The 24,625-nt window shown below is 71.2% G+C and carries 24 protein-coding genes and 1 tRNA gene; 21 read left to right on the top strand and 4 right to left on the bottom strand.

The window, feature by feature from the left end:
• Positions 1–13: 13 nt before the first annotated feature.
• Complete coding sequence (locus tag LJB74_RS19230) at positions 14–442, bottom strand: SsgA family sporulation/cell division regulator (protein ID WP_259310032.1); 429 nt, start codon at positions 440–442, stop codon at positions 14–16.
• 175 nt (positions 443–617) lie between these two features.
• Here LJB74_RS19230 and LJB74_RS19235 point away from each other — a divergent pair.
• The 20 genes from LJB74_RS19235 to LJB74_RS19330 all read left to right on the top strand — a co-directional run bounded on the left by LJB74_RS19235 (position 618) and on the right by LJB74_RS19330 (position 20,421).
• A tRNA-Val gene (locus LJB74_RS19235) sits at positions 618–689 on the top strand.
• 268 nt (positions 690–957) lie between these two features.
• Positions 958–2,967, top strand: a complete 2,010-nt coding sequence (thrS, locus tag LJB74_RS19240) for a threonine--tRNA ligase (protein ID WP_259310033.1) — start codon at positions 958–960, stop codon at positions 2,965–2,967.
• Between the two features lie 25 nt (positions 2,968–2,992).
• Positions 2,993–3,577, top strand: a complete 585-nt coding sequence (locus LJB74_RS19245; RefSeq protein ID WP_396125201.1) for an HIT family protein — start codon at positions 2,993–2,995, stop codon at positions 3,575–3,577.
• Positions 3,578–3,584: 7 nt separating this feature from the next.
• Positions 3,585–4,217: a phosphatidylinositol phosphate synthase gene (gene pgsA, locus LJB74_RS19250; protein ID WP_259310034.1), complete on the top strand. Its 633-nt coding sequence runs from the start codon at positions 3,585–3,587 to the stop codon at positions 4,215–4,217.
• Positions 4,214–5,185, top strand: a complete 972-nt coding sequence (locus LJB74_RS19255) for a phosphatidylinositol mannoside acyltransferase (protein ID WP_259310035.1) — start codon at positions 4,214–4,216, stop codon at positions 5,183–5,185. Before pgsA ends, LJB74_RS19255 begins: the two co-directional genes overlap by 4 nt.
• On the top strand, positions 5,182–6,399 hold the full coding sequence (locus LJB74_RS19260) for a glycosyltransferase family 4 protein (RefSeq protein ID WP_310650873.1): 1,218 nt from the start codon (positions 5,182–5,184) through the stop codon (positions 6,397–6,399). Before LJB74_RS19255 ends, LJB74_RS19260 begins: the two co-directional genes overlap by 4 nt.
• Complete coding sequence (locus tag LJB74_RS19265) at positions 6,396–7,073, top strand: hypothetical protein (protein WP_259310036.1); 678 nt, start codon at positions 6,396–6,398, stop codon at positions 7,071–7,073. The genes LJB74_RS19260 and LJB74_RS19265 overlap by 4 nt, the downstream gene beginning before the upstream one ends.
• A 69-nt stretch (positions 7,074–7,142) precedes the next feature.
• Positions 7,143–8,045, top strand: a complete 903-nt coding sequence (pdxS, locus tag LJB74_RS19270; RefSeq protein ID WP_259310037.1) for a pyridoxal 5'-phosphate synthase lyase subunit PdxS — start codon at positions 7,143–7,145, stop codon at positions 8,043–8,045.
• Entirely contained in the window at positions 8,042–8,617 is a 576-nt protein-coding gene (locus tag LJB74_RS19275) for an NUDIX hydrolase (RefSeq protein WP_259310038.1), read from the top strand. The genes pdxS and LJB74_RS19275 overlap by 4 nt, the downstream gene beginning before the upstream one ends.
• Positions 8,618–8,651: 34 nt before the next feature.
• Positions 8,652–9,845, top strand: coding sequence for a pyridoxal phosphate-dependent aminotransferase (locus tag LJB74_RS19280; RefSeq protein WP_259310039.1), 1,194 nt, complete (start codon positions 8,652–8,654; stop codon positions 9,843–9,845).
• Between the two features lie 23 nt (positions 9,846–9,868).
• The gene (gene pdxT / locus LJB74_RS19285) at positions 9,869–10,480 is read left to right on the top strand and encodes a pyridoxal 5'-phosphate synthase glutaminase subunit PdxT (RefSeq protein WP_259310040.1); all 612 of its coding nucleotides are present in this window, start codon (positions 9,869–9,871) and stop codon (positions 10,478–10,480) included.
• 91 nt (positions 10,481–10,571) lie between these two features.
• Entirely contained in the window at positions 10,572–11,330 is a 759-nt protein-coding gene (locus LJB74_RS19290; protein ID WP_259310041.1) for a YebC/PmpR family DNA-binding transcriptional regulator, read from the top strand.
• Between the two features lie 94 nt (positions 11,331–11,424).
• The gene (gene ruvC, locus LJB74_RS19295) at positions 11,425–11,997 is read left to right on the top strand and encodes a crossover junction endodeoxyribonuclease RuvC (protein ID WP_259310042.1); all 573 of its coding nucleotides are present in this window, start codon (positions 11,425–11,427) and stop codon (positions 11,995–11,997) included.
• A 149-nt stretch (positions 11,998–12,146) separates the two neighbouring features.
• Positions 12,147–12,776: a Holliday junction branch migration protein RuvA gene (gene ruvA, locus LJB74_RS19300; protein ID WP_259310043.1), complete on the top strand. Its 630-nt coding sequence runs from the start codon at positions 12,147–12,149 to the stop codon at positions 12,774–12,776.
• 46 nt (positions 12,777–12,822) lie between these two features.
• Entirely contained in the window at positions 12,823–13,887 is a 1,065-nt protein-coding gene (ruvB, locus tag LJB74_RS19305; RefSeq protein WP_396125240.1) for a Holliday junction branch migration DNA helicase RuvB, read from the top strand.
• A 151-nt stretch (positions 13,888–14,038) separates the two neighbouring features.
• Complete coding sequence (yajC, locus tag LJB74_RS19310; protein WP_259310044.1) at positions 14,039–14,434, top strand: preprotein translocase subunit YajC; 396 nt, start codon at positions 14,039–14,041, stop codon at positions 14,432–14,434.
• A gap of 95 nt (positions 14,435–14,529) precedes the next feature.
• Positions 14,530–16,371 carry a protein translocase subunit SecD gene (gene secD, locus LJB74_RS19315; protein WP_259310045.1) on the top strand — a complete coding sequence of 614 codons (1,842 nt, stop codon included), beginning with the start codon at positions 14,530–14,532 and terminating at the stop codon, positions 16,369–16,371.
• Positions 16,371–17,462 (top strand): protein translocase subunit SecF, encoded by a 1,092-nt coding sequence (secF, locus tag LJB74_RS19320; protein ID WP_259310046.1) that lies wholly within the window; start codon positions 16,371–16,373, stop codon positions 17,460–17,462. The genes secD and secF overlap by 1 nt, the downstream gene beginning before the upstream one ends.
• Before the next feature lie 5 nt (positions 17,463–17,467).
• Positions 17,468–17,998: an adenine phosphoribosyltransferase gene (locus LJB74_RS19325; protein WP_259310422.1), complete on the top strand. Its 531-nt coding sequence runs from the start codon at positions 17,468–17,470 to the stop codon at positions 17,996–17,998.
• 101 nt (positions 17,999–18,099) lie between these two features.
• Positions 18,100–20,421, top strand: a complete 2,322-nt coding sequence (locus LJB74_RS19330; RefSeq protein WP_259310047.1) for a bifunctional (p)ppGpp synthetase/guanosine-3',5'-bis(diphosphate) 3'-pyrophosphohydrolase — start codon at positions 18,100–18,102, stop codon at positions 20,419–20,421.
• Here the strand turns inward: LJB74_RS19330 and LJB74_RS19335 are convergent.
• The 3 genes from LJB74_RS19335 to LJB74_RS19345 form a co-directional block, all read right to left on the bottom strand.
• The gene (locus LJB74_RS19335) at positions 20,370–21,032 is read right to left on the bottom strand and encodes a hypothetical protein (RefSeq protein ID WP_259310048.1); all 663 of its coding nucleotides are present in this window, start codon (positions 21,030–21,032) and stop codon (positions 20,370–20,372) included. The genes LJB74_RS19330 and LJB74_RS19335 overlap by 52 nt on opposite strands.
• A gap of 159 nt (positions 21,033–21,191) precedes the next feature.
• Positions 21,192–22,781 carry a DUF349 domain-containing protein gene (locus LJB74_RS19340; RefSeq protein ID WP_259310423.1) on the bottom strand — a complete coding sequence of 530 codons (1,590 nt, stop codon included), beginning with the start codon at positions 22,779–22,781 and terminating at the stop codon, positions 21,192–21,194.
• 167 nt (positions 22,782–22,948) lie between these two features.
• The gene (locus tag LJB74_RS19345) at positions 22,949–23,719 is read right to left on the bottom strand and encodes a peptidylprolyl isomerase (protein WP_259310049.1); all 771 of its coding nucleotides are present in this window, start codon (positions 23,717–23,719) and stop codon (positions 22,949–22,951) included.
• 184 nt (positions 23,720–23,903) lie between these two features.
• Between LJB74_RS19345 and LJB74_RS19350 the strand changes: the two genes are divergently transcribed.
• Positions 23,904–24,620: an MBL fold metallo-hydrolase gene (locus LJB74_RS19350; protein ID WP_259310050.1), complete on the top strand. Its 717-nt coding sequence runs from the start codon at positions 23,904–23,906 to the stop codon at positions 24,618–24,620.
• The last annotated feature ends 5 nt before the right edge of the window (positions 24,621–24,625 follow it).

Here is a 24,625-nt window from a genome sequence, read left to right on the forward strand (position 1 = left end):
CTCGCCAGTGGTGTCAGGCCGTGAGGAGAGCGGCGATCAGCGCGCTGATCTCCGGGTCCATCTGATCGCTCTCGTTGCCGAACGGCACGAGCGCCTCGGTCTTGGTGATGAAGCGCTCGAGCGGCTCGGCGGGTGCCGCGAGGAGGGCGTTGCCCTCGACGCCGTTGAGCGAGATGAGCACGTAGCTGCGGTCCTCGTCGCGCCACACCTGGACGTCGCCGGTGCCGGCGCACGAGTCCTGGTCGGCCTCGAGCCCCTGGGCGATCAGCTCGCGGCCGAGCAGCCAGGTCGACATGGTGTGTGAACCCGTGAAGACCGCCCGGACCGTGTAGGGGTCGCAGACCCGGTAGGAGAGTTCTGCCAGGACCGGCATGACGCTCTCGTCGGGGCCGATCAGCTGCATGGTGATGACGTCGACGATGTCGGGTGCCCCAGTGGTCATGTCCGGCGTCCTCCTCACGGTCGAAACATCATGCCAGCAACACGGTGGATCGGCGACGGGACCTGCTCGCACGATCGGTTGAGCCGGGCGGACGCCTGCTCGGTTCGGAATATCGGCCCTGCTTCTGTAACATCCTCAGAAGCGTCGTCCCGGTGAGCCTCTCGCCGGAACAGACGGGCGATTGGCTCAGTGGTAGAGCGCCTCGTTCACACCGAGGAGGTCACTGGTTCGAACCCAGTATCGCCCACGTACACGACTCCCGGCCAGTGCTCTGGCGGGGAGTCGTCGCCGTTTCCGGGGTGAAGTTGTCCGGCGAATGCGCTGGTCAGCAGCCAGGTTTGCCCCGCTGCATCCCGGTTTGTCCGGATGTTGCCGCGGTGAAGTCCACCCATTCGGGCGTATGACGTGCGCAGCAGTTCGCCCGAGCAGGCGACGCGAGCCGACGGCGGCCGGACCTCGGTAGCATCGACCTGCGTGCCGGCCGGTGCGTTCACGATCACGAGGAGGCCATCGACGTGCCCGCACCGGAGCAGCTGACCATCACGGTCGAGGGGACCAGCACCCAGGTGGCACCGGGGACGACGTCCGCGGACCTCTTCGCGACTCGGCGCGAGGTCGTCGTCGCCCGGGTCGACGGCGTACTGACGGACCTCTCCGCGCCGCTCCCTGACGGTGCCGTGGTCGAGCCGGTCACGATCGACTCCCCGGACGGCCTGCAGGTCCTCCGGCACTCGACCGCGCACGTGCTCGCCCAGGCCGTCCAGCAGGTGAACCCGGACGCGAGGCTCGGGATCGGGCCGCCGATCACCGATGGCTTCTACTACGACTTCGACGTCGAGACCCCGTTCACCCCGGAGGACCTCAAGGCGCTCGACAAGGCGATGGTCCGGATCATCAAGGAGGGGCAGACCTTCCGCCGCTGGGACGTCACCGAGGACGAGGCGCGCGAGGCCCTCGCATCCGAGCCCTACAAGCTGGAGCTCATCGGCCTCAAGGGCACCCCCGGTGCGCAGGACGACGGCGCAGGTGTCGAGGTCGGACTCGGCGGGCTGAGCATCTACCAGAACGTGCGTCGTGGTGGCGAGGTCGCCTGGCAGGACCTGTGCCGCGGCCCGCACCTGCCCAGCACCCGGCTGATCGGCAACGGCTTCCAGCTCATGCGGTCCGCGGCGGCGTACTGGCGCGGTTCCGAGAAGAACCCTCAGCTCCAGCGCATCTACGGCACCGCCTGGGCGACGAAGGACGCGCTCCACGCCTACCTGGACCGTCTGGTCGAGGCGGAGCGTCGCGACCACCGTCGGCTGGGGAGTGAGCTGGACCTCTTCTCGTTCCCGGACGAGATCGGGTCGGGGCTCGCGGTGTTCCACCCCAAGGGCGGGATCGTGCGGATGGAGATGGAGGACTACTCCCGGCGCAAGCACGTCGAGGCGGGGTACTCGTTCGTCACCACCCCGCACATCACCAAGGCCAAGCTCTTCGAGACGTCCAAGCACCTCGACTGGTACGCCGACGGCATGTACCCGCCGATGCGGCTGGACGCCGAGTACCACGAGGACGGCACGCTCAAGCGTGAGGGGCAGGACTACTACCTCAAGCCGATGAACTGCCCGATGCACAACCTGGTGTTCTCCTCGAGGGGACGCTCGTACCGGGAGCTGCCGCTGCGGCTGTTCGAGTTCGGCACGGTGTACCGCTACGAGAAGTCGGGTGTCGTGCACGGGATGACCCGCGCGCGCGGTTTCACCCAGGACGACGCCCACATCTACTGCACGCGCGAGCAGATGCGCGACGAGCTCGGGTCGCTGCTGACCTTCGTGCTCGACCTCCTGCGCGACTACGGGCTCGGCGAGTTCTACCTGGAGCTGTCGACGCGGGACCCGAAGAAGTCGGTCGGCGACGACGCGACCTGGGACGAGGCCACCGAGACGCTGCGTGAGGTGGCGACCGCCTCCGGTCTCGAGCTGGTCGACGACCCGGGCGGGGCGGCCTTCTACGGGCCGAAGATCTCGGTGCAGGCGAAGGACGCGATCGGCCGCACCTGGCAGCTCTCGACGATCCAGCTCGACTTCTTCGAGCCGGAGCTGTTCGAGCTCGAGTACACCGCGGCCGACGGCAGCAGGCAGCGACCGGTGATGATCCACCGCGCGCTGTTCGGGTCGATCGAGCGGTTCTTCGCGATCCTCGTCGAGCACTACGCGGGGGCGTTCCCCGCCTGGCTCGCGCCCGTCCAGGTCGTCGCGGTCCCGGTCGCCGAGCCGTTCAACGACTACCTCGCGGACGTCGTCGCGCAGCTCCGGGCCGCGGGCATCCGTGCGGAGCTGGACCTCAGCGACGACCGGTTCGGCAAGAAGATCCGCAACGCGAGCACGCAGAAGGTGCCGTTCGTCCTCATCGCCGGTGGTGAGGACGTCGAGGCCGGCGCGGTCTCGTTCCGCTACCGCGACGGTCATCAGGACAACGCGGTCCCGGTCGCCGAGGCGGTGGAGCGGATCGTGGCGGTCGTGCGCGACCGGGTCCAGGTATGACGCGTCTGACGACCGGTACCTGATCGTGGCCGCGCAGGAGCCGCTCCTCGAGAGCGCAGGCGGTCTCGCCGGCGACCCGGACGGGTACGAGCGCCTGTGGACGCCGCACCGGATGGTGTACATCGGAGGACAGGACAAGCCCACCGACGACGCTCCTGGTGACGGCTGCCCGTTCTGCCGCATCCCGGGGCTCTCCGACGAGGAGGGTCTCGTGGTCGCGCGCGGGACGCTCGCGTACGTCGTGATGAACCTGTACCCGTACAACTCCGGTCACGTGCTCGTGTGCCCCTACCGGCACGTCGCGGACTACACCGAGCTGTCGCTCGAGGAGACCCTCGAGCTCGCCGAGCTCACCCGGACGGCGATGCGGGTCATCAGGGACGTGTCCGCCCCCGCCGGCTTCAACATCGGCATGAACCAGGGAGCGGTGGCGGGCGCCGGCATCGCCGCGCACCTCCATCAGCACATCGTGCCGCGGTGGGGTGGTGACTCGAACTTCCTGCCGATCGTCGCCCGGTCACGGGCGCTGCCCGAGCTTCTCGCGGACACGCGCGACGCTCTGGCGGGCGCGTGGCCGGTCCCACCGCAGCACGACTCCACGAGAGGATGATCGAGACGTGCTGAAGCGATTGCGCGCGGTCATGACGAGGCTCTGGACCCCGCTCGCCGATCTGCTGATCCGGCGCGGCGTCTCGCCGGACGCGGTGACGATCACCGGGACGGTGGCGGTCGTCGTCGCTGCGCTCTGGCTCTACCCGACCGGGCACCTGCTCGCCGGCAGCCTCGTGATCGCCCTGTTCGCCCTCACGGACTCGCTCGACGGCGTCATGGCCCGCAGGTCCGGACGCGCGGGGAGCTGGGGGGCGTTCCTCGACTCGACGCTCGACCGGTTCGGTGACGGTGCGATCTTCGCCGGCCTCGTGCTCTGGTACACGGGCGGCGGGAACGACCGGACGACGGCCGTCCTCGCCCTCGCGTGCCTCGTGATCGGGTCGATCGTCCCGTATGCGCGAGCGCGCGCCGAGGGCCTCGGGATGACCGCCGCCGTCGGGATCGCGGAACGCGCCGACCGTCTCGTCGTGGTCCTGACCGCGGCCGCGCTCGTCGGGATGGGCCTGCCGCGGGTCGTCATGACGGTGGCGCTCGGTCTCCTCGCCATCGCCGGTCTGATCACGGTGGTCCAGCGGATGCAGACGGTCCGGGCGCAGGTGGCCGCAGCCGGCGGCACCCGGGGACAGGCCGACGCATGAGCGGCGGATCGTCGCTGACCCTCGCGTGGCGGATCGGCGCGCACGTCCCTGGCGGCGTGGTGCGCGCGGCGGGCGCCCTCGTCGCCGACGCGGCCTGGGTCCGTCGCGGGAAGGGCGTCCGCCAGCTCGAGCGGAACCTCCGTCGGCTTCGCCCCGATGTCTCGCGCCGCGAGCTGCGGGCGCTCTCCCGGGCGGGGATGAGGTCGTACATGCGCTATTACGGCGAGGCGTTCACGTTGTCGACGCTGACCGAGGCGCAGATCGCCGCGCGGGTGCGGACCGTGGGCGAGGAGCACGTCAGGCTCGTCCTCGCGCGCGGGGAGAGGATCGTGGTCGCACTCGGGCACCAGGGGAACTGGGACCTCGCCGGCGCGTGGGCGACCGCGAACCTCGCCCCGGTGACGACCGTGGCCGAGCGGCTCGAGCCGGAGGAGCTGTTCCAGGAGTTCCTGGCGTTCCGGGAGGGTCTCGGGATGACGATCCTCCCGCTCACGGGCGGCCCCGACGTGTTCCGCGAGCTGCTCCGCGTCGTGGGCGGCGGGTCGGGGGCCGGCCTGGTCCCGCTGGTGGCCGACCGTGACCTCACGCACCGCGGCATCGAGGTCGATCTTCTCGGGCACCTGGCGCGGGTCGCGGCGGGGCCGGCGGCTCTCGCGGTCTCGACCGGGGCGCCGCTGTTCGCCGCCTCGATCTGGTACGAGCGTCTCACCGGTGAGCGGCGCCGCCGTGCCGGGTCGCCGTGGGGCATCGTGGTCGAGTTCCTCCCCGTCGCCACGGCCTCGGACGGTGTCCCGCGCGCCGAGCGGGTCGCCGTGACCACCCAGGCCTGGGTCGACGCGATCGCCACCGGCATCGCCGCGCACCCGGCGGACTGGCACATGCTCCAGAAGGTGTTCGTCGCCGACCTCGACCCGGCACGCGATGCCGAGGTCGCGGCGACGGCCGAGACCCGTGGCGGCACGGCATGACGGCCGACCAGCGCCGGCTGCGCATCGGGATCGTGTGCCCGTACTCGTTCGACGTGCCGGGCGGTGTGCAGTTCCACGTGCGGGACCTGGCGGAGTCGTTGATCGAGCGCGGACACGAGGTCTCCGTCCTCGCCCCGGCCGACGACGACACCCCGATCCCCGACTACATGACGTCCGCCGGGCGCGCGGTACCGGTCCGGTACAACGGGTCGGTCGCCCGGATGACCTTCGGCCCGCTCACGGCCGCCCGGGTCCGGCGATGGCTCGCGGCCGGCGAGTTCGACGTGCTGCACCTCCACGAGCCGGTGACGCCGAGCCTCGGGATGCTTGCGCTGTGGATCGCCGACGGGCCGATCGTCGCGACGTTCCACACCGCGCTCATCCGGTCCCGCCCGCTGCAGATGGCCTACCCGTTGGTCCGCCAGAGCATGGAGAAGATCTCGGCCCGTATCGCGGTGTCGGAGGACGCTCGGCGGACGTTGATCGAGCACCTGGGCGGCGATGCGGTGGTCATCCCGAACGGGGTGAACGTGGCGAGCTTCCGGGACGCCGTCGCGGACCCGCGCTGGACGGGCACGGCCGACGCACCGACGATCGCGTTCCTCGGCCGCCTCGACGAACCACGCAAGGGGCTCCCGGTCCTGCTGGGGGCCGTCCCCGAGGTGCTCCGTCACCATCCCGGCGCGCGGTTCCTGATCGCCGGGCGCGGCGACACCGGTCCCGAGGAGGCCCGGGAGCTGCTCGGCGACGACGCGCGCGCGGTCGAGTTCCTCGGGCCGCTCACGGACGCGGAGAAGGCAGCCCTGCTGAGCTCGGTGACCGTGTACTGCGGGCCGCAGACGGGTGGCGAGAGCTTCGGGATCGTCCTCGTGGAGGCGATGAGCGCGGGGGCCTGCGTGGTGGCGAGCGACCTGGGTGCGTTCCGTCGCGTCCTCGAGGACGGCGCGTCCGGTGTGCTGTTCACCACCGGCGACAGCCACTCCCTCGCGCAGACGCTCAGTGCGACGCTCAGCGACCCGGCGGCTCGTGCCACGGTGGTCGCCCGGGCCGGCGAGGCGGTCATCCGCTACGACTGGTCCTCCGTGACGACCGAGGTGCTCACGGTCTACGAGATGGCGGTCGCGGTCCAGGGCGCGACGAGCGTGCGTGAGGACCCGACGTCCGTCCGCGGCTCGCGTGGCCTCGGCGCGGTCACCCGAGGGGTCCGCCGATGACGACCTCCGACGTCGGGCTTCTTCTCGTCGCGCTGGTCGCGCTGCTCGCCTGGTCGGCCTGGGTCGCGGCGTCCCGGCTGGACCGGCTGCACCGGAAGGTCGCCGCGCTCCGCGCCGTCCTCGACACCCAGCTGGTCCGGCGTGCGTCGGCGGCAGCGGAGCTGGCGGCCTCGGGACTGCTCGACCCGGTCAGCGCGGTCCTGGTGGGGGAGTCCGCGTGGGCGGTGCTCGCGGCCGGTGGCCTCGACGACGGCGAGCTGGCACGGCTGCTGCCGGACCACGGCGGGGACGACGCCCGCGCGATGCTGGTGTCGGCGTCCGACGGCCCGGTGCTCGACCGTGGTCTCGCGGAGAGCGAGCTCTCGGCGACCCTGCGGGCCGCTCTCGGGGATCCTGACGAGGTCGCCGTCCTCTGGGCGGAACCGGGCGGCCACGAGCTCCTCGGCTCGCTGTCGGCCGCCTGGTACCGCGTCCAGCTGTCACGTCGGTTCCACAACGAGGCCGTGGCGCAGGCGCAACGCATGCGTCGCACGTTCATGGCACGTGTGCTGCGCCTCGCCGGCCATGCGCCGGTGCCGCAGACGGTCGAGCTCGACGACGGCTGGCCGGACGCCCTCGGCCGGCCCGGTTCCGGCATCCAGGCAGGCGGGTCCGAGGCGCAGACGCCGGTCTAGGATGGCCGCACCGGGCCGCTGAGGTCTCAGGCGCGGGACACCCCTCCTCTTCGATCAGTGAGGTCTGCAGTGAGCAGCGAGAACACCGAGTCCGTCGTCGGCACAGCCAAGGTCAAGCGCGGCATGGCCGAGATGCTCAAGGGCGGCGTCATCATGGACGTCGTCACGCCCGAGCAGGCGAAGATCGCCGAAGACGCGGGCGCCGTCGCGGTCATGGCTCTCGAGCGGGTACCGGCGGACATCCGCGCGCAGGGTGGGGTCGCGCGGATGAGCGACCCGGACCTGATCGACGGCATCATCGCGCAGGTCTCGATCCCGGTGATGGCGAAGGCCCGGATCGGCCACTTCGTCGAGGCCCAGGTGCTGCAGTCGCTCGGTGTCGACTACGTCGACGAGTCCGAGGTCCTCACCCCGGCCGACTACGCCCACCACATCGACAAGTGGCGCTTCACGGTGCCGTTCGTGTGCGGTGCGACGAACCTCGGCGAGGCGTTGCGCCGCATCACCGAGGGCGCTGCGATGATCCGCTCCAAGGGTGAGGCCGGCACGGGTGACGTGTCGAACGCCACGACGCACATGCGCACCCTCCGTGACGAGATCCGCCGCCTGACGACCCTTCCGGAGGACGAGCTCTACCTTGCGGCCAAGGAGCTCCAGGCGCCGTACGAGCTGGTCAAGGAGGTCGCCGTGGCCGGGAAGCTGCCGGTCGTGCTGTTCACGGCCGGCGGCATCGCGACCCCCGCGGACGCGGCGATGATGATGCAGCTCGGCGCCGAGGGTGTGTTCGTCGGGTCGGGGATCTTCAAGTCCGGCAACCCTGAGCAGCGCGCCGCGGCCATCGTCAAGGCGACCACGTTCTACGACGACCCCGACGTGATCGCGAGCGTCTCGCGCGGCCTCGGCGAGGCGATGGTCGGGATCAACGTGGACGACGTGCCGGTCCCGCACCGGCTGGCCGACCGGGGCTGGTGACGGCGGCGGCGCCGAGCCCGGCGCACGGTCTGGGCCCGGACTGGGTTCCGGGCCCGGACGGGCTGCCGTTCCGGCGCGCGGCGCGCGTGATCCTGGTCGACGCGTCCGACCGGGTGCTGCTGATGCGCGGTCACGACGTCGACCAGCCGTCGCGCTCGTGGTGGTTCACGGTGGGTGGCGGCATCGACCCGGGGGAGGACGCGAGGTCGGCTGCGGTCCGCGAGCTCCGCGAGGAGACCGGGCTCGAGGTCGACGTCGCGTCGCTCGTCGGACCGGTGGTGACCCGGTCGGCGGTCTTCGACTTCCTTGCGGTGACGTGCCGGCAGGACGAGGAGATCTTCCTCGCACGGCTCGACGAGCACGGTACGCACGAGGACGACCTCAGCCGCGACGGCTGGACCGACGTCGAGAGACGGATCCTCGACGAGCTGCGCTGGTGGCCGCTCGACGCCCTCGCGGGCGTGACCGAGGAGGTCTTCCCAGAAGGGCTCGTCGACCTCGTCCGCGGCCTGCTCGCGGGGTGGGACGGCGTGACCCGGCACCTCGGCGGGACGGACCGTACCGGTCGGTAACCTGCGTGTCATCTGGGCCGGGTAGCGTCGAGACGTGCCTCTCTCCACATCTCCCGTCGTCCACATGCAGCGTTCCGGCATCCGTACTCTCATGGAGCTGGCCATGAGAGATCCCGAGTGCCTGCGCCTCGAGATCGGCGAGCCCGACGTGCCCACACCGGCGCACGTCGTCGAGGCCGCGGCGGCCGACGCGCGTGCGGGGTACACGCACTACACGTCGAGCGTCGGGGCACCTGAGCTCCGCGCCGCCCTGGCGGCCCGGGTGACGGCGACGACCGGTATCCCGGTCGAGCCGAGCGAGGTCGTCGTGACCCACGGGGCGATGCACGGGCTCGCGATGGCGATCAACGCGACGATGGGCCCCGGCGACGAGATCCTGCTCCCCGACCCGGAGTTCCCGAACTGGCGGATGGCCGCCGTCGCCGCGGGTGTGGACGTGGCGACGTACCCGGCCCGTGCGGCGAACGGTTTCGTGCCGACGCTCGAGGACATCGAGGCCGCGATCACCGCGCGGACGAAGGTGATCCTCGTCAACTCGCCGAACAACCCGACCGGCGCCGTCTACCCCGCGGAGCTCCTGGCGGGCATCGTCGAGATCGCGCGCCGGCACGACCTGTGGGTGTTCTCCGACGAGTGCTACGAGGCGATCACCTTCGAGGTCCCGCACGTGAGCCCGGCGGCCTTCGACACGGACGCACGGGTGCTCGCGTTCCACAGCTTCTCGAAGACGTACGCGATGACCGGCTGGCGCCTGGGGTACGTGGTGACCCATGACCCGGTCGTGGCGGGTCTGCTCGGGCAGGTGGCCGAGGCGACGATCGCCTGCCCGTCGTCGATCAGCCAGCGGGCTGCACTGGCGGCGCTCACGGGGCCGCAGGACGCGGTGCACGCCGCCGTGGCCTCGTACCGCGAACGTCGTGATGCCGCGATCGCGCTGCTGACGGCGCGCGGCATCCCGTGCGCCCGGCCGCAGGGCGCGTTCTACCTGATGGTCGACGTGTCCGCCGCCACCGCGGACGGTCACGCGTTCGCGCTGCGCCTGATCAGGGACGCGCACGTCGCGGTGTCGCCCGGTGAGGCCTTCGGACCGGGTGGCGCCGGCATGGTCCGGGTCTCGCTCGCGAGCGAGCGCACGATCCTGCTGGAGGGGCTGACCCGGCTCGCCGACCTGGTCGACGCGTGGCGTGCGGAGGCCGATCGCGGTGCGGTCGTCGGTGCCGACGCGTGACGGCTTGTTCGTAGGATGACCCGGTGAATCCGACGATCGGTGTGCTGGCGCTGCAGGGTGATGTCCGTGAGCACGTGGCGGCGCTGGAGGCGAGCGGGGCGAGCACCGTGCTCGTGCGCCGGGAGCGCGAGCTCAAGGACCTCGACGGGATCGTGCTGCCGGGCGGCGAGTCGACGACGATCGACAAGCTGCTGCGCGCGTTCGACCTCGCGGAGCCGCTGCGCGGGCGGATCGCGGAGGGGTTGCCGGCCTACGGCTCGTGCGCCGGGATGATCCTGCTCGCGGACCGGTTGCTCGACGGCATCCCCGGTCAGCAGACGCTCGGCGGGCTCGACATCACGGTCCGACGCAACGCGTTCGGGCGGCAGGTCGACTCGTTCGAGACCGACCTGACGATCGAGGGCATCGACGACAGCGCGACCCGTCCGATGCACGGCGTCTTCATCCGTGCCCCCTGGGTCGAGGAGGTCGGACCGGCCGCGACGGTGCTGGGCGCGGTCGCGACGGGTCCCGCCGCCGGTAGGATCGTCGCGGTGCGCCACGGTCGACTCCTGGCGACCTCCTTCCACCCGGAGGTCACCGGCGACACGCGCGTGCACCGAATGTTCGTGCGGATCGTCCGCGAGAGCCTCTGAGTCTGTCCAGGCGGACCTGCAGCTGACCTGCAGGTCGTCCACCTGGCGCTGCGTCGGGTCTCGACTGGGCGCGGATGAAGGAGATCGAGCGATGTCGGGTCACTCCAAGTGGGCCACCACCAAGCACAAGAAGGCTGTCGTCGACGCCAAGCGGAGCAAGCTCTTCGCCAAGCTCATCAAGAACATCGAGGTGGCGGCGCGGACCGGCGGCGGTGACCTCGCCGGCAACCCGACGCTCTTCGACGCGGTGCAGAAGGCCAAGAAGTCCTCCGTGCCGATCGACAACATCAACCGCGCGGTGAAGCGCGGGTCCGGCCAGGAAGCCGGCGGTGCCGACTACCAGTCGATCACCTACGAGGGCTACGGCCCGGGCGGTATCGCGGTCCTCGTGGAGTGCCTGACCGACAACAGGAACCGTGCCGCGTCGGACGTCCGGGTGGCGTTCACGCGCAACGGCGGTCAGATGGCCGACCCGGGGTCGGTGTCCTACCTGTTCACCCGCAAGGGTGTCGTCGTCGTGCCGAAGGAGGGCGCACTCACCGAGGACGACATCCTCATGGCGGTCCTGGACGCGGGGGCGGAGGAGGTCAACGACCTCGGCGACGTGTTCGAGGTGATCTCCGAGGCGACCGACATGGTGCCGGTGCGCACCGCGCTGCAGGCGGCGGGGATCGAGTACGACTCGGCGGACAGCCAGTTCGTCCCGGCCACCCAGATCGAGGTGGACGTCGACGGGGCACGCAAGATCCTGCGCCTGATCGACGCGCTCGAGGACAGCGACGACGTCCAGAACGTGTTCGCGAACTTCGACGCCTCCGACGAGGTCCTCGCCGCGCTCGACGAGGAGTGACTCGCCGGTCGCGCCGGACGGTGGTCACCGCGTCGTCGGCCGGCTGGCTGTGTCGCAGTCGTCGGCGCGACGATCGGCCTGAGATGCTGACGGCGTGCGCGTCCTCGGAGTCGACCCAGGCCTGACCCGGTGCGGTCTGGGTGTCGTCGACGGTCTGCCGGCCCGGAAGGTGCGGCTCGTCGACGTCGGGGTGGCCCGGTCGGACCCGGGGGCCGACATCGACCAGCGGCTGCTCGCCATCGCGACAGAGCTCGATCGATGGATCGAGGAGCACGCGCCCGACGCGGTCGCGGTCGAGCGGGTGTTCGCGCAGCACAACCTGAGCACGGTGACGGGGACCGCACAGGTGGCGGGGGTGGCGATGCTCGCCGCCGCACGGCACCGGATCCCGGTCGCACTGCACACGCCGAGCGAGGTGAAGGCGGCGGTGACCGGCTCGGGGCGTGCGGGCAAGAGCCAGGTGCAGACGATGGTCGCGCGGATCCTCGGGCTCGACGAGCGCCCGGAGCCGGCGGACGCGGCCGACGCCCTTGCACTGGCGATCTGCCACCTGTGGCGCCCGGCCGGCGCGGTCGGGGCGCCGCAGCGGGCCCCGGGTTCTCTGACGTCGGCACAGCGCGCGTGGGCGGCGGCCGAGCAGGCGGCGCGTCGTGGGTCGCGTGCCTGAGGGCGGTTGCTAGCCTTGGCGGCGTTCGTACAGGTGTTCGGGAGTCGGTGGCGACCAGGGCTCTGCCGGTCGCAGCTGTTGCCCGGCACGGTCGTGTCGGCCGTGGCACCGGCACCTGTCGTGCTCGACGCTCATGGTGAGGAGAACCGATGATCGCCTCGGTCCGCGGAACGGTGCAGGCGGTCCGTCTCGACGGTGCGGTGGTCGAGGTGGGCGGCGTGGGCCTGCTGGTGCATGCGACGCCGGCGACGCTCGCGACCCTCAGGGTCGGTGCCACGGCCTTCCTGGCGACCTCGCTGCTGGTTCGTGAGGACGCGCTGACGCTGTTCGGGTTCGCCGATCCCGACGAGCGCGAGGTCTTCGAGACGGTGCAGACCGTGAGCGGGGTGGGGCCTCGGCTGGCGCTGGCGATGCTCGCGGTCCACAGCCCGGACGCGCTGAGGCGTGCCGTCCAGGACGAGGACCTCGCCGCGTTGAAGCGCGTGCCCGGCATCGGGCACAAGGGGGCGCAGCGGATCGTCCTCGAGCTCGCCGGCCGACTCGGTGCGCCGTCGACCTCGGCGTCCGACGGCGGTGCGCGGCCTGACGCCTCCGACACCACCGGCGCACGGCCGCGCGAGCAGGTGACGGAGGCGCTCGTCGGGCTCGGCTGGACCGCGAAGGCCGCGCAGGACGCCGTCACGGGTGTCGCCGACGCCGTGGAGGCCTCAGGCGAGATCCTCGAGGTCGCGTCGCTCCTGCGGGCGACGTTGCGGGCGCTCGGCGGCGGTCGTGGCTGAGGGAGCCGGGCGGGACCTGACCGGTGTCGAGGGCGCAGGTTCGCTCGTGCCGAGGACGTTCGAGCGGGCGGAGCGTGAGGAGATCGTCACCGAACGCGTGGTCCGGCCCGGTGCGGACGACGTCGAGCGTGCGGCGGAGGCCGCCCTCCGCCCGCGCAGCCTCGACGAGTTCGTCGGCCAGCGCGTCGTGCGCGACCAGCTGTCGCTGGTCCTCCACGCCGCCCTCGGGCGGGGGAAGGCGCCGGACCACGTCCTGCTGTCCGGCCCTCCGGGTCTCGGCAAGACGACTCTGGCGATGATCATCGCCGCGGAGCTCGGAACCTCTTTGCGGGTCACCTCCGGCCCGGCGATCCAGCACGCGGGTGACCTCGCCGCGGTGCTGTCCTCCCTCGAGGAGGGCGAGGTGCTGTTCCTCGACGAGATCCACCGGATCGCACGCCCGGCGGAGGAGCTGCTGTACGTCGCGATGGAGGACTTCCGGGTCGACGTCGTCGTCGGCAAGGGTGCGGGGGCCAGCGCCATCCCGCTCGCGCTGCCGCCGTTCACGGTGGTCGGGGCGACCACGCGGGCGGGGCTCCTCCCGGCACCGTTGCGTGACCGGTTCGGGTTCACGGGGCACCTCGACTTCTACGCCGACGACGAGCTCGAGCGTGTCCTGGTGCGATCGGCGGGGCTGCTCGGTATCCACCTCGACGCCGACGCGGCGGCCGAGATCGCCTCACGCTCCCGGGGGACGCCGCGGATCGCCAACCGCCTGCTGCGCCGGGTGCGGGACTGGGCCCAGGTCCGTGGTGACGGTCGGCTCTCGCTGTCGGCGGCCCATGCGGCTCTCGAGGTCTACGAGGTCGACGTGCTCGGCCTGGATCGGCTCGATCGTGCGGTGCTGACGGCGCTGTGCACCCGGTTCGGCGGTGGACCTGTGGGTCTGACCACGCTCGCGGTGGCCGTCGGCGAGGAGCCGGAGACGGTCGAGACGGTTGCCGAGCCCTTCCTGGTGCGCGAGGGGCTGATCGGTCGCACCCCACGGGGGAGGGTCGCCATGCCGGCGGCGTGGGAGCACCTCGGGCTCGAGGTGCCACCGTCCGCAGGCCTCGGGACCCTGTTCGGCTGAGTCGTCGGGACGGGGCCGGTCGCTCGCGACGGGTGAACACGGCCCAGCCGTCGGCGTCGGGTGCCGCGCCGCCGGGCCCCGCGCGTTAAGGTACGCAGGGTCCGCCACCGCGACGGCGGCCGCCACCACACGAGATCCGGAGTGCGACACCGTGGGAAGCAACACCAGCCTGTTCCTGATCCTCATCCTGGGCGTCGGCGCCATGTTCCTGATGTCCCGGAACCAGCGGAAGCAGCAGAAGGCCCAGCAGGCGTTCCGCGCCAACCTCGCCGTCGGTCAGCAGGTCATGACGGGCTCCGGGATGTTCGGCGAGGTCGTGGGTGTCGACGGTGACGAGATCACGATCGAGTCGACGCCGGGCAACCGCAGCCGCTGGCTCCGCGCCGCGATCGCGAAGGTCGTCGAGCCGCCGGTGGACGACGAGGAGCTCGAGGACGACGAGGACGAGGAGCTCGACGACGACATCGAGGTCCCCGACGACCTGTCCTCGCTCGACGACGGCCCCACGACGCCCGAGTCCGACACGGAGGATCCCGGACACAAGTAGGCTGGCCCGGGCCCGCCGTCGAGCGTCGGGCACCGTCTGGACCTCCCACGGTTCCCCTGATCGGGAGCCGTGCGCGCACGAGAGAAGAAGATCTGTTGGCTGCCAATTCCCGTGGTTCCCGTCCGGTCCGGACGTTGGTGACCCTCGGAGTCCTGATCGTCGCCCTGTTCGCCGCCCTGTTCGCCGGCGTGCAGTGGTCGACCGCGACGGCGACACCGAAGCTCGCCCTCGACCTCGAGGGTGGCACGCAGATCATCCTGACCCCGACGACGACAGACGCGTCCAAGGTCACGAGCTCGACGATCACCCAGGCGATCGACATCATCCGGCAGCGGGTCGACTCCTCCGGTGTCTCCGAGGCGCAGATCACCAGCCAGGGTGGCAACAACATCGTGGTGGCCCTTCCGGGCAAGCCCAGCGAGGCGACGCTGAACCTCGTGCGCGAGTCCGCACAGATGCGGTTCCGCCCCGTCCTGATGACCGGCGCGCCGACGCCGACAGCGAGCTCGACCCCGGGATCGGGCCCGACGGTCGCACCGACCCTCAGCAGCACCCCGCCCGCCGCAGGCACCGACCCGAGCGACCTCTCCTGGGTGACGCCGGCCCTCAAGGCGGAGTATGACGCGCTCGACTGCACCAAGCCCTCGAACCTCGTCGGCGGTGGCGGTGACAACCCCGACGTCGGGCTGGTCGCATGCGCCAAGGACGGCTCGGCGAAGTACGCGCTGGGTCCGGTCGAGATCGAGGGCACCGAGATCACGAACGCGAGCTCCGGCCTGAAGACCGGTGCGAACGGTGTCGTGACGAACGAGTGGGTCGTCAACATGACGTTCAACTCGGCCGGGGCGACGCAGTTCGCGAAGACGACGGCACGGCTCGCGAAGCTCACGTCGCCGTTGAACAGGTTTGCGATGGTCCTCGACAGGCTCGTGATCTCGGCACCGTCGGTGAACGAGACCATCCCGGACGGCCGCGCCGAGATCTCGGGCAGCTTCACCCGCGCGACAGCCGCGACGCTGGCGAACCAGCTGAACTTCGGTGCACTGCCGTTGACGTTCACGGTGCAGAGCGAGAACCAGGTGTCGGCGACTCTCGGGACCGAGCAGCTCCAGAAGGGCCTGCTCGCCGGGCTGATCGGCCTCGTCCTGGTCGTCGGCTACTCGCTGCTCCAGTACCGGACCCTCGGCCTCGTGACCGTCGCCTCGCTGGCCCTCGCTGCCGTGATCTCCTACGGCGTCATCACCCTGCTGTCCTGGACGCAGGGCTACCGCCTCAGCCTTCCGGGTGTCGCCGGTCTGATCGTGGCGATCGGTATCACCGCTGACTCCTTCATCGTGTACTTCGAGCGCGTCCGTGACGAGCTGCGTGACGGCCGGACCCTGGTCGGCGCGGTCGACAAGGGCTGGAACCGCGCACGTCGGACCATCCTCGCCTCGGACGCCGTGAACTTCCTCGCCGCGGCGGTCCTCTACGTGCTCGCGGTCGGCGGTGTGCGTGGGTTCGCCTTCACGCTCGGCCTCACCACCCTGATCGACCTGCTGATCGTCTTCACGTTCACGCACCCGGTGATGATGCTGCTCGCGAAGACCTCGTTCTTCGGAGACGGGCACCCGGCGTCAGGTCTCGACCCTCGTCGCCTCGGCGTGCGCGGTGCGCGGTACGTCGGGCGGGGTCGCGTGGTCATGGGGGAGACCGCGTCGAGTGCGGTCCCCGACGACGCCCCGGTGGTGTCGAGCCTGCGCGCCGCTGCGCCCACGCTGACGATCGCCGAGCGGCGCAAGGCCGCAGCCGACGCCGCAGCGGCCGCGCAGGCCGCGCTCGCCGAGGGCGCTGACGGCACCTCGGGCGCTGTCGATCCTGAGGATGCCGCGGGCTCCGGGGGAACACCGGACGGAGAACCGGCGCAGTCCAGCTCGACCGAGAGGAACGAGTCCTGATGGCCGCCGGATTCGCCCAGTGGGGCAACGACCTCTACACCGGACGACGGTCGTACGACATCGTCGGCCGACGCAAGATCTGGTTCACGATCGCGGCGCTCCTCGTCGCGGTGTCGGCGGTCCTGCTCGTCGTGCCGGGGCTCAACCCGGGGATCGACTTCCGTGGCGGTTCGGAGTTCACGATCTCCGGCGTCGCGACCTCGAACCGACAGGCGGCGATCGACGCCGTCGCCTCGGTGGCCCCGAAGGAGGTCCCGCTCGTGTCCGCGGTGGGGACCAGCTCGATCCGGGTGCAGACCACGAACCTGGCCAACACGCAGGTCGAGCAGGTGCGTCTGGCCCTCGCCGACGCGTACAAGGTGTCCAAGGACGCCGTCGCAAGCTCGTTCGTCGGCCCCTCGTGGGGTGCGGACGTCTCGAGCAAGGCGATCCGAGGCATCGTCGTCTTCCTGATCCTCGTCACCGTCGTCATGGCGCTGTACTTCCGTGCCTGGCGCATGGCCGTGGCCGCGCTGGTGGCCCTCGGGCACGACCTCGTCGTGACCGTGGGGTTGTACGCGGGGATCGGCTGGGAGGTCACGCCGGCCACGGTGATCGGGTTCCTCACGATCCTCGGGTACTCGATCTACGACACGGTCGTCGTGTTCGACAAGGTGCGCGAGAACACCCAGGGAGTGCTCGACCAGACCCGGTTCACGTATGCGGAACAGGCGAACCTCGCGGTGAACCAGACGCTCGTGCGCTCGATCAACACGACCGTCGTCGCCCTGCTCCCGGTCGGATCGATCCTGTTCATCGGGGCGTTCATCCTCGGGGCCGGGACGCTGCGAGACATCGCTCTCGCGCTGTTCGTGGGTCTCGTCGTCGGCGCCTTCTCGTCGATCTTCCTGGCCACCCCGCTCGAGGTCGCGCTGCGGATGCGCGAGCCGGCGATCGCCGCGCACGACGCCAAGGTCCTGGCCGCACGGGCGGCGTCCGGCGACGAGGGTGGCGTGGCGGTGGGTGCACCGTCCCATGCCGTCCAGCTGCTGCCGGGCGGGCATCTGGGCAACCAGGCGCAGCCGCGACGGCGCAAGCAGGGACGGCGGTGACGACGATGGCCGGAGATCTCGCAGCTCGGTGCGCGGCGCTCGTCCGCGACGTTCCCGACTACCCCACGGACGGGGTGATGTTCAAGGACATCACCCCCCTCCTCGCAGATGGTCCGATGTTCGCCGAGGTGGTCGAGCACATCGCGTCCTACGTGCAGGGGCGCGTGGACCTGGTCGCCGGGATGGAGGCGCGTGGGTTCATCCTCGGTGCACCGGTCGCGGTGGCGCTCGGCGCCGGGTTCATCGCGGTGCGCAAGGCCGGCAAGCTTCCCGGGCCGACGCTCGCGGCCGAGTACGAGCTCGAGTACGGATCGGCGACCGTGGAGCTGCACCCGTCGACGATCCGTCCCGGGGACCGGGTCCTCATCGTCGACGACGTCCTCGCGACGGGCGGTACCGCCGCAGCGACCGTGAAGCTGCTCGAGTCGGCCGGCGCGGAGGTCGTCGGCCTCGCATTCCTGCTCGAGCTGGACGCGCTCGGTGGCCGGGAGCGGCTCGCCGGGGTGCAGCTCGACTCGCTGCTCCACGTGGGCTGACCGCCGCGCACCGTAGACTAGGTCGGATCAGCCCATGACTCCGACGGCGCGGACGCACCTCTGACCTGGGCACGGTCGATGATCCAGCGGGGGAGGCGCGCATGAGCGAGAACACGATCACTCCGAACGAGACCGACGCGCGCACCGAACCGCCGGCGACAACGGGCCGAGTCCGGTCACGACTTGTGCGCTTCGGAGCGCGCGGAACCGCGGGCTCGCCGGTCCTCGAGCCACTGCTCCAGGTCATCAGGGCGAACCACCCCAAGGCCGACCTCACGGTGATCGAGCGTGCGTACGCCGTGGCCGAGCAGGCGCACCGGGGCCAGCTCCGCAAGAGCGGTGACCCGTACATCACCCACCCCGTCGCGGTGGCGACGATCCTCGCCGAGCTCGGCATGACGCCGTCGACGCTGGTCGCGGCACTGCTGCATGACACGGTCGAGGACACGGACTACTCGCTCGAGACGCTCCGGGCCGACTTCGGGCCTGAGGTCGCGATGCTCGTCGACGGGGTCACGAAGCTCGACAAGGTGACGTTCGGTGATGCTGCGCAGGCCGAGACCGTGCGCAAGATGGTCGTCGCGATGTCGCGCGACATCCGGGTCCTCGTGATCAAGCTGGCGGACCGGCTCCACAACGCACGGACGTGGAAGTTCGTGCCGGCGGAGTCGGCGCAGCGCAAGGCCCGCGAGACCCTCGAGATCTACGCCCCGCTGGCCCACCGACTCGGCATGAACACGATCAAGTGGGAGCTCGAGGACCTCTCCTTCGCGATGCTCTACCCGAAGGTGTACGACGAGATCGTCCACCTCGTCTCCGAGCGTGCGCCGGCGCGCGAGGAGTACCTCGCGGTCGTCCGTGAACAGGTGTCCGCTGACCTGCGCAATGCGAAGATCAAGGCCGTCGTCACCGGACGCCCGAAGCACTACTACTCGATCTACCAGAAGATGATCGTGCGGGGTCGCGACTTCGCGGACATCTACGACCTCGTCGGTGTCCGGGTGCTCGTGGACAGCGTCCGCGACTGCTACGCCGCCCTCGGATCCCTGCACGCGCGATGGAACCCGGTTCCCGGCCGGTTCAAGGACTACATCGCGATGCCCAAGTTCAACCTCTACCAGTCCCTGCACACCACGGTGATCGGTCCCGGCGGCAAGCCGGTAGAGATCCAGATCCGCACCCACGACATGCACCGGCGCGCCGAGTACGGTGTCGCGGCGCACTGGAAGTACAAGGAGAGCGCCAAGGGGCACCCTGCGGTCACCGACTCGGCCGGGAACGACATGACGTGGCTGCGGCAGCTCGTCGACTGGCAGAAGGAGACGGCGGACCCGAGCGAGTTCCTCGACTCGCTCCGGTTCGAGATCGCAGGTGCCGAGGTCTACGTGTTCACCCCCAAGGGCGACGTGATCGCCCTCCCGGCCGGGTCGACTCCGGTCGACTTCGCCTACGCGGTGCATACCGAGGTCGGTCACCGGACGATGGGTGCGCGGGTCAACGGGCGCCTCGTCCCCCTCGACTCGACCCTGGAGAACGGCGACGTCGTGGACGTGTTCACGTCCAAGTCCGAGAACGCGGGTCCGAGCCGCGACTGGATGACCTTCGTCAAGAGCCCCCGTGCCCGGAACAAGATCCGGCAGTGGTTCTCGAAGGAACGCCGTGAAGAGGCGATCGAGCACGGCAAGGACGCGATCGCGAAGGCGATGCGCAAGCAGAACCTGCCGATCCAGAGGCTGCTCTCCCACGAGGCTCTCGTCGCCCTCGCCAACGAGATGCGGTACGCGGACGTGTCGGCGCTGTACGCCGCGATCGGCGAGGGCCAGGTGTCGGCCACAACCGTCGTGCAGCGGCTCGTGCAGTCGATGGGGGGCGAGCCGGCAGCCGAGGAGGACCTCGCCGAGGTCGCGCGACCGGGCCGCACGAGTCGGCGCGTGCGCACCGGCGATCCGGGCGTGGTCGTCAAGGGAGTCGACGACCTGTGGGTCAAGCTGTCGAAGTGCTGCACCCCGGTTCCCGGAGACGACATCATCGGCTTCGTCACGCGGGGGAACGGGGTGAGCGTTCACCGGACCGACTGCGTGAACGTGGAAGCGCTGCGTTCGCAGCCGGAGCGCATCGTCGAGGTCGCTTGGACCTCGGGTGGCTCGTCGCTGTTCCTCGTCCAGATCCAGGTCGAGGCGCTGGACCGGAGCCGGCTGCTCTCGGACGTCACGAGGGTGCTGTCCGACCATCACGTCAACATCCTCTCGGCGACGGTCTCCACCTCGCGCGACAGGGTCGCGATGTCACGCTTCGTGTTCGAGATGGCCGAGCCGTCCCACCTCGCGTCGGTGCTCGCCGCCGTGCGCAAGGTCGAGGGTGTGTTCGACGTCTACCGGATCACCGGTTCCCGTAACGCTGACGAGCCCGCCATCCGGGTGTGAGACCGCCGCGCCGACGGTGACCCGGTCGGCAGAGCGTGTCGTTCGACGAGGAGCTGGAGAGTCTCGCGTGCGGCCCGAAGGCCCCGCTGCCCGCTGAGGCCGTCGAGCTCGTCGAGCGCGGTGCGTGGGTCGAAGCCGAGATCGAGCAGGGCCGCGATCTCGGCCAGGAGCTCGGGGTCGGACGGCGCTCCCCACCGGGCGAGGTCGAGCCCGGTCCGCTGGACCGAGGTGACCCGGACGTCGCTGACGGTGTCGATGTCGGCCTCCGGCAGCGGGCACTCGCGTGTTCGGCGCGCAGGATCGGGTGAGAGCCTGCGGCGGCCTGGTTCGACGAGCAGGTCGAGAGTCGTCGGTGGGGTGCGGCCGGTGTGCACCCACGCTGCCGCCATCCGTCCCACGACCGCGCGGGCCGGGACGTGAGGGGCGAGGGCGATAGCGCGCTCGGCGCGACCCGAAGGATGGTTGGCGGGAATCGCGACCTCTCCCCAGACGTGGTCGAGGGCGCCGTCGCGCAGGAGCACCTGCCAGCCGATCGGACCGACGTCGTCGAGTCGGACGACCGTGGAAGGGTCGCGGCGGGCGGGGAGCAACCAGTCCAGGGGAGACGTCATGGCCCCAGCATCGAGGCCGGTCAGGGGTCCGAACGACGGCGCAGCTGACCGGTGGACAGGCGTTGCGCCCAGCGGACCTGGGGACAGGGTCGCCGGCTGCGGGGCACGGTTCGCTGAGCGAGGGGCTCGCTGAGCGAGGGGCACGCCCCGCAGCTGCGGTCAGGACTCCCGTGCGGCGCGCTCGACCTGCTCGAGCCACGACCGTCGGGCGTCGAGTGCCGCCTGGGCCTCGGCCGTCTTGCGGGCGTTGCCAGAAGCCTTCGCCTTCGCCAGGTCGGCCTCGAGCCCGGCGATTGCGGCCTGGAGCTGCGCGGCCGCACCCTCGGCGCGGGCGCGTGTCTCCGGGTTGCTCCGGGTCCACACCGCCTGGTCGGCTTCGCGGATGGCCGTCTCGACCGCCCGCAGGCGTGCCTCGATTCGCTGGAGGTCGCCGCGTGGCACCTTCCCGGCGGCATCCCACCTGTCCTGGATCGTCCGGAGCGCACGCTTGGCCGCGCCGAGGTCGGTGACCGGCAGGAGCCGCTCGGCCTCGACGAGCAGGGCCTCCTTGACGTCGAGGTTCGCCCGGAACTCGGCATCGGTGACCGTCGCGGCGTTGTCGCGCGCGGCGAAGAACGTGTCCTGGGCGGCACGGAATCGTGCCCAGAGCGCGTCGTCGTCGTGCCGGCTGGCGCGCCCGGCGCCCTTCCAGGCAGTCATGAGGTCTCGGTAGGCGCCTGCCGTCGCCGCCCAGTCGGTCGAGGAGCTGAGGGCCTCCGCCTGGGCGACGAGCCCTTCCTTGACCGTCTTCGCCTGAGAGTTGCGCTGCTCGAGCTCGGCGAAGAAGTGCCGGCGCTCACGGTCGAACGTCGTCCGGGCGTGGCTGAAACGCTTCCAGAGCGACTCTTCGATCGGCCGGTCGAGGCGCGGGCCGGTGCGCTGCGACTCCTTCCACTGCTCGAGGAGGACTCGGAGCTGCTCACCGGCCGGCCGCCACTGGATCCGCTCGGGATCTGTCCCGGAGATGCGCTCGGCCGCCTCGACGATCTCGGTGCGCACCTTGAGCGCGGCCTCCTTCGCGGCTGCGCGCTCGGCGTCCGCGATGGCGCGGCGTTCCTGTGCGATCGGCCGGAGCGCGTCGAGCCGGGCCCGGAGCGCGTCGAGGTCCCCGACCGCAGCGGGTTCGGCGAGCTCCTCGGTCAGCTTGGCGAGAGTCTGGTCGATCTCCTTGACGGCAAGGTCGGTCGCGGCGAGACGCGTCTCGAACACGACGACCTTCGCCTGCAGGTCGAGGAAGCGACGCACGTAGAGCGCCAGCGCCTCGTCGCTCGAGGCGCCGGGGAACTGCCCAACGGCGCGTTCGGCCGTCCCCTCGCGCACGTAGACCGTCCCGTCGTCGTCCACGCGGCCGAAGGTCGCTGCGAGAGCTGCCTCGGCCGCGTCCGACGGCGCGGGCACCGCCGCGGCCGGCCCGCCGGTCGCAGTCGTCGACCGGGCTGGAGGGATCGACGCCGGGGTGATCGACGGCGGCCGGGGGACTGCCCGAGGGATCGGGCGCGGGATCGGGCGAGGACTGGGGGCGGGCAGAGGCGTGACGGCGGGCTCGGGTTCGGCAACGGGCTCGGGCTCGGCGACGGCCTCGGGTGCGGTCTCGGTAGCCGGTTCGGCCTCGGCGACGGCCTCGGGTGCGGTCTCGGTAGCCGGTTCGGCCTCGGCGACGGCCTCGGGTGCGGTCTCGGTAGCCGGCTCGGGCTCGGCGGCCTCGGCCATGACCGACGGGTCAGGAGACGACGAGGGCGTGGCGACCGAATCCTCTGCGGCGGGATCGGGGGTCGAGGGGTCGCCGACCTGGGCCGGAGCCTCAGGAGCTTCGGTCGACTCGTCCGGAGCCGGGTCCGCGACCGTGGGCTCGGTCGGGGTGGTGGCGTCGTTCTCGGTCACTTGACCTCAACTCCTTCGATGGTGACAGCGGTTGCGGGGGCGCCGTCAGAGCCGCCACCCTTCACGCCCGCGGCCGCGACTGCCTGGACGACGTCCAGACCAGATGTGATGTGGCCGAACACGGTGTAGCCACCGGCGGAGTCCGCCGGGATCGTGGAGTCCTTGTAGACGAGGAAGAACTGGCTGCCCATCGACGAGCCGTTGCCGGAGGCCCTGGCCATCGCGATGGTCCCGGCTGGGTAGATGTTGTTCGCCGGCGCGTTCTCGATCGGACCCCACGTGTAGCCGGGTCCGCCGGTGCCGGTGCCGGTGGGGTCGCCGCACTGGAGCACGAAGATGCCCGCCGTCGTCAACCGGTGGCACGGCGTGGAGGCGAAGAACCCGTGCTGCGCGAGCGAGACGAAGTTCGCGACCGCCTGCGGGGCCGCGGCACCGTCGAGCGAGATGCCGATCGCGCCGGCCGATGTCGTGATGGTCCCGGTCCACAGCCGAGCCTCGGCGAGTGAGGGGGACGGCAACGTGTAGGTGGCGGTCGGGCTCGGCGTGGCGCCGGGAGCGGTCACGTTCGACGTGGGTGGCGTCGACGGCGTGCCGTTCGTGGCGCTCGAGATCGCGGCTGCGGCACCGAGCGCGACGACCAGGACCCCGACGACGGAGCCGGCGACGATCTGCTGGCGACGCTTCCGTGCGTGAGCCGCCGCCTTGCGCCGCTGCCACTCCTCGTAGCGGCGTCGTGCGTACTCCCGCTCACGCTTGTTCGGGGACACCCGGTCTCCTCCTCGTCGACAGCCGCGGCGTTCGGCGATGGGCCGCGTGCTCGACCCCCGCGGGGCCGAGCACAGTCTAGGCAAACGCGAGCCGCTGACCGCGCCGATCACCTGTTCCGGAGGTACCGATGACGTCACGGTCGCTGCCTCCGGAGGGCAGTCGCTGCATCGATAGGGTGGGTGCGTGGCCTCACCTCTCGTCCTGCACACCGTCGTCGCGCCCGTGTTCGGGACCAACTGCTACGTCCTGGCGTCCGCCGGTGGGGAGTGCGTGGTCGTCGACGCCGGCGCCGGGACCGCCCAGGCCGTCGCGACCGTCGTCCACGGTCACGGACTCGCGCCGATCGCCGTGCTCGCGACGCACGGGCACGTCGACCACACCTGGGATGCCGCCGCTGTGTGCGACGAGTTCGACGTCCCGCTGCTCCTGCACGAGGCCGACGCGTACCGGATCGACGACCCCTTCGGCTCGCTCGGGCTCGGGACAGCCGACGGGTCCACGTCCGGACCGTTGGCGCAGGCGCTCCGGGGGATGGGGATCGATCCGCGCAGCTACCGCGCACCCGGCCGGGTCGTGACGTTCGCGACCCGCCCCGGCGTGGTCGGCGACCTCGGCCTGCGCAGCCTCGAGATCGGCCTGCTGCACGCTCCGGGCCACACCGAGGGCTCGACGTTCTACCTCGTCGCGCTCGAGGGCGGTCCAGCGGTGCTGACCGGCGACGTGCTGTTCGCCGGCACCATCGGTCGCACCGACCTGCCCGGTGGCGACGCCGGGCTGATGGCGCGCACGCTGCGCGACGTCGTGCCCCTCGTCGACGCGGACGCGCGCGTGCTCCCTGGCCACGGCCCGGCGACGAGCATCGCCGCTGAACGTCGGTCCAACCCGTTCCTGGCAGGATGACGCCC

This window comes from Cellulomonas sp. P24, assembly GCF_024704385.1.
GTDB lineage: Bacteria > Actinomycetota > Actinomycetes > Actinomycetales > Cellulomonadaceae > JAJDFX01.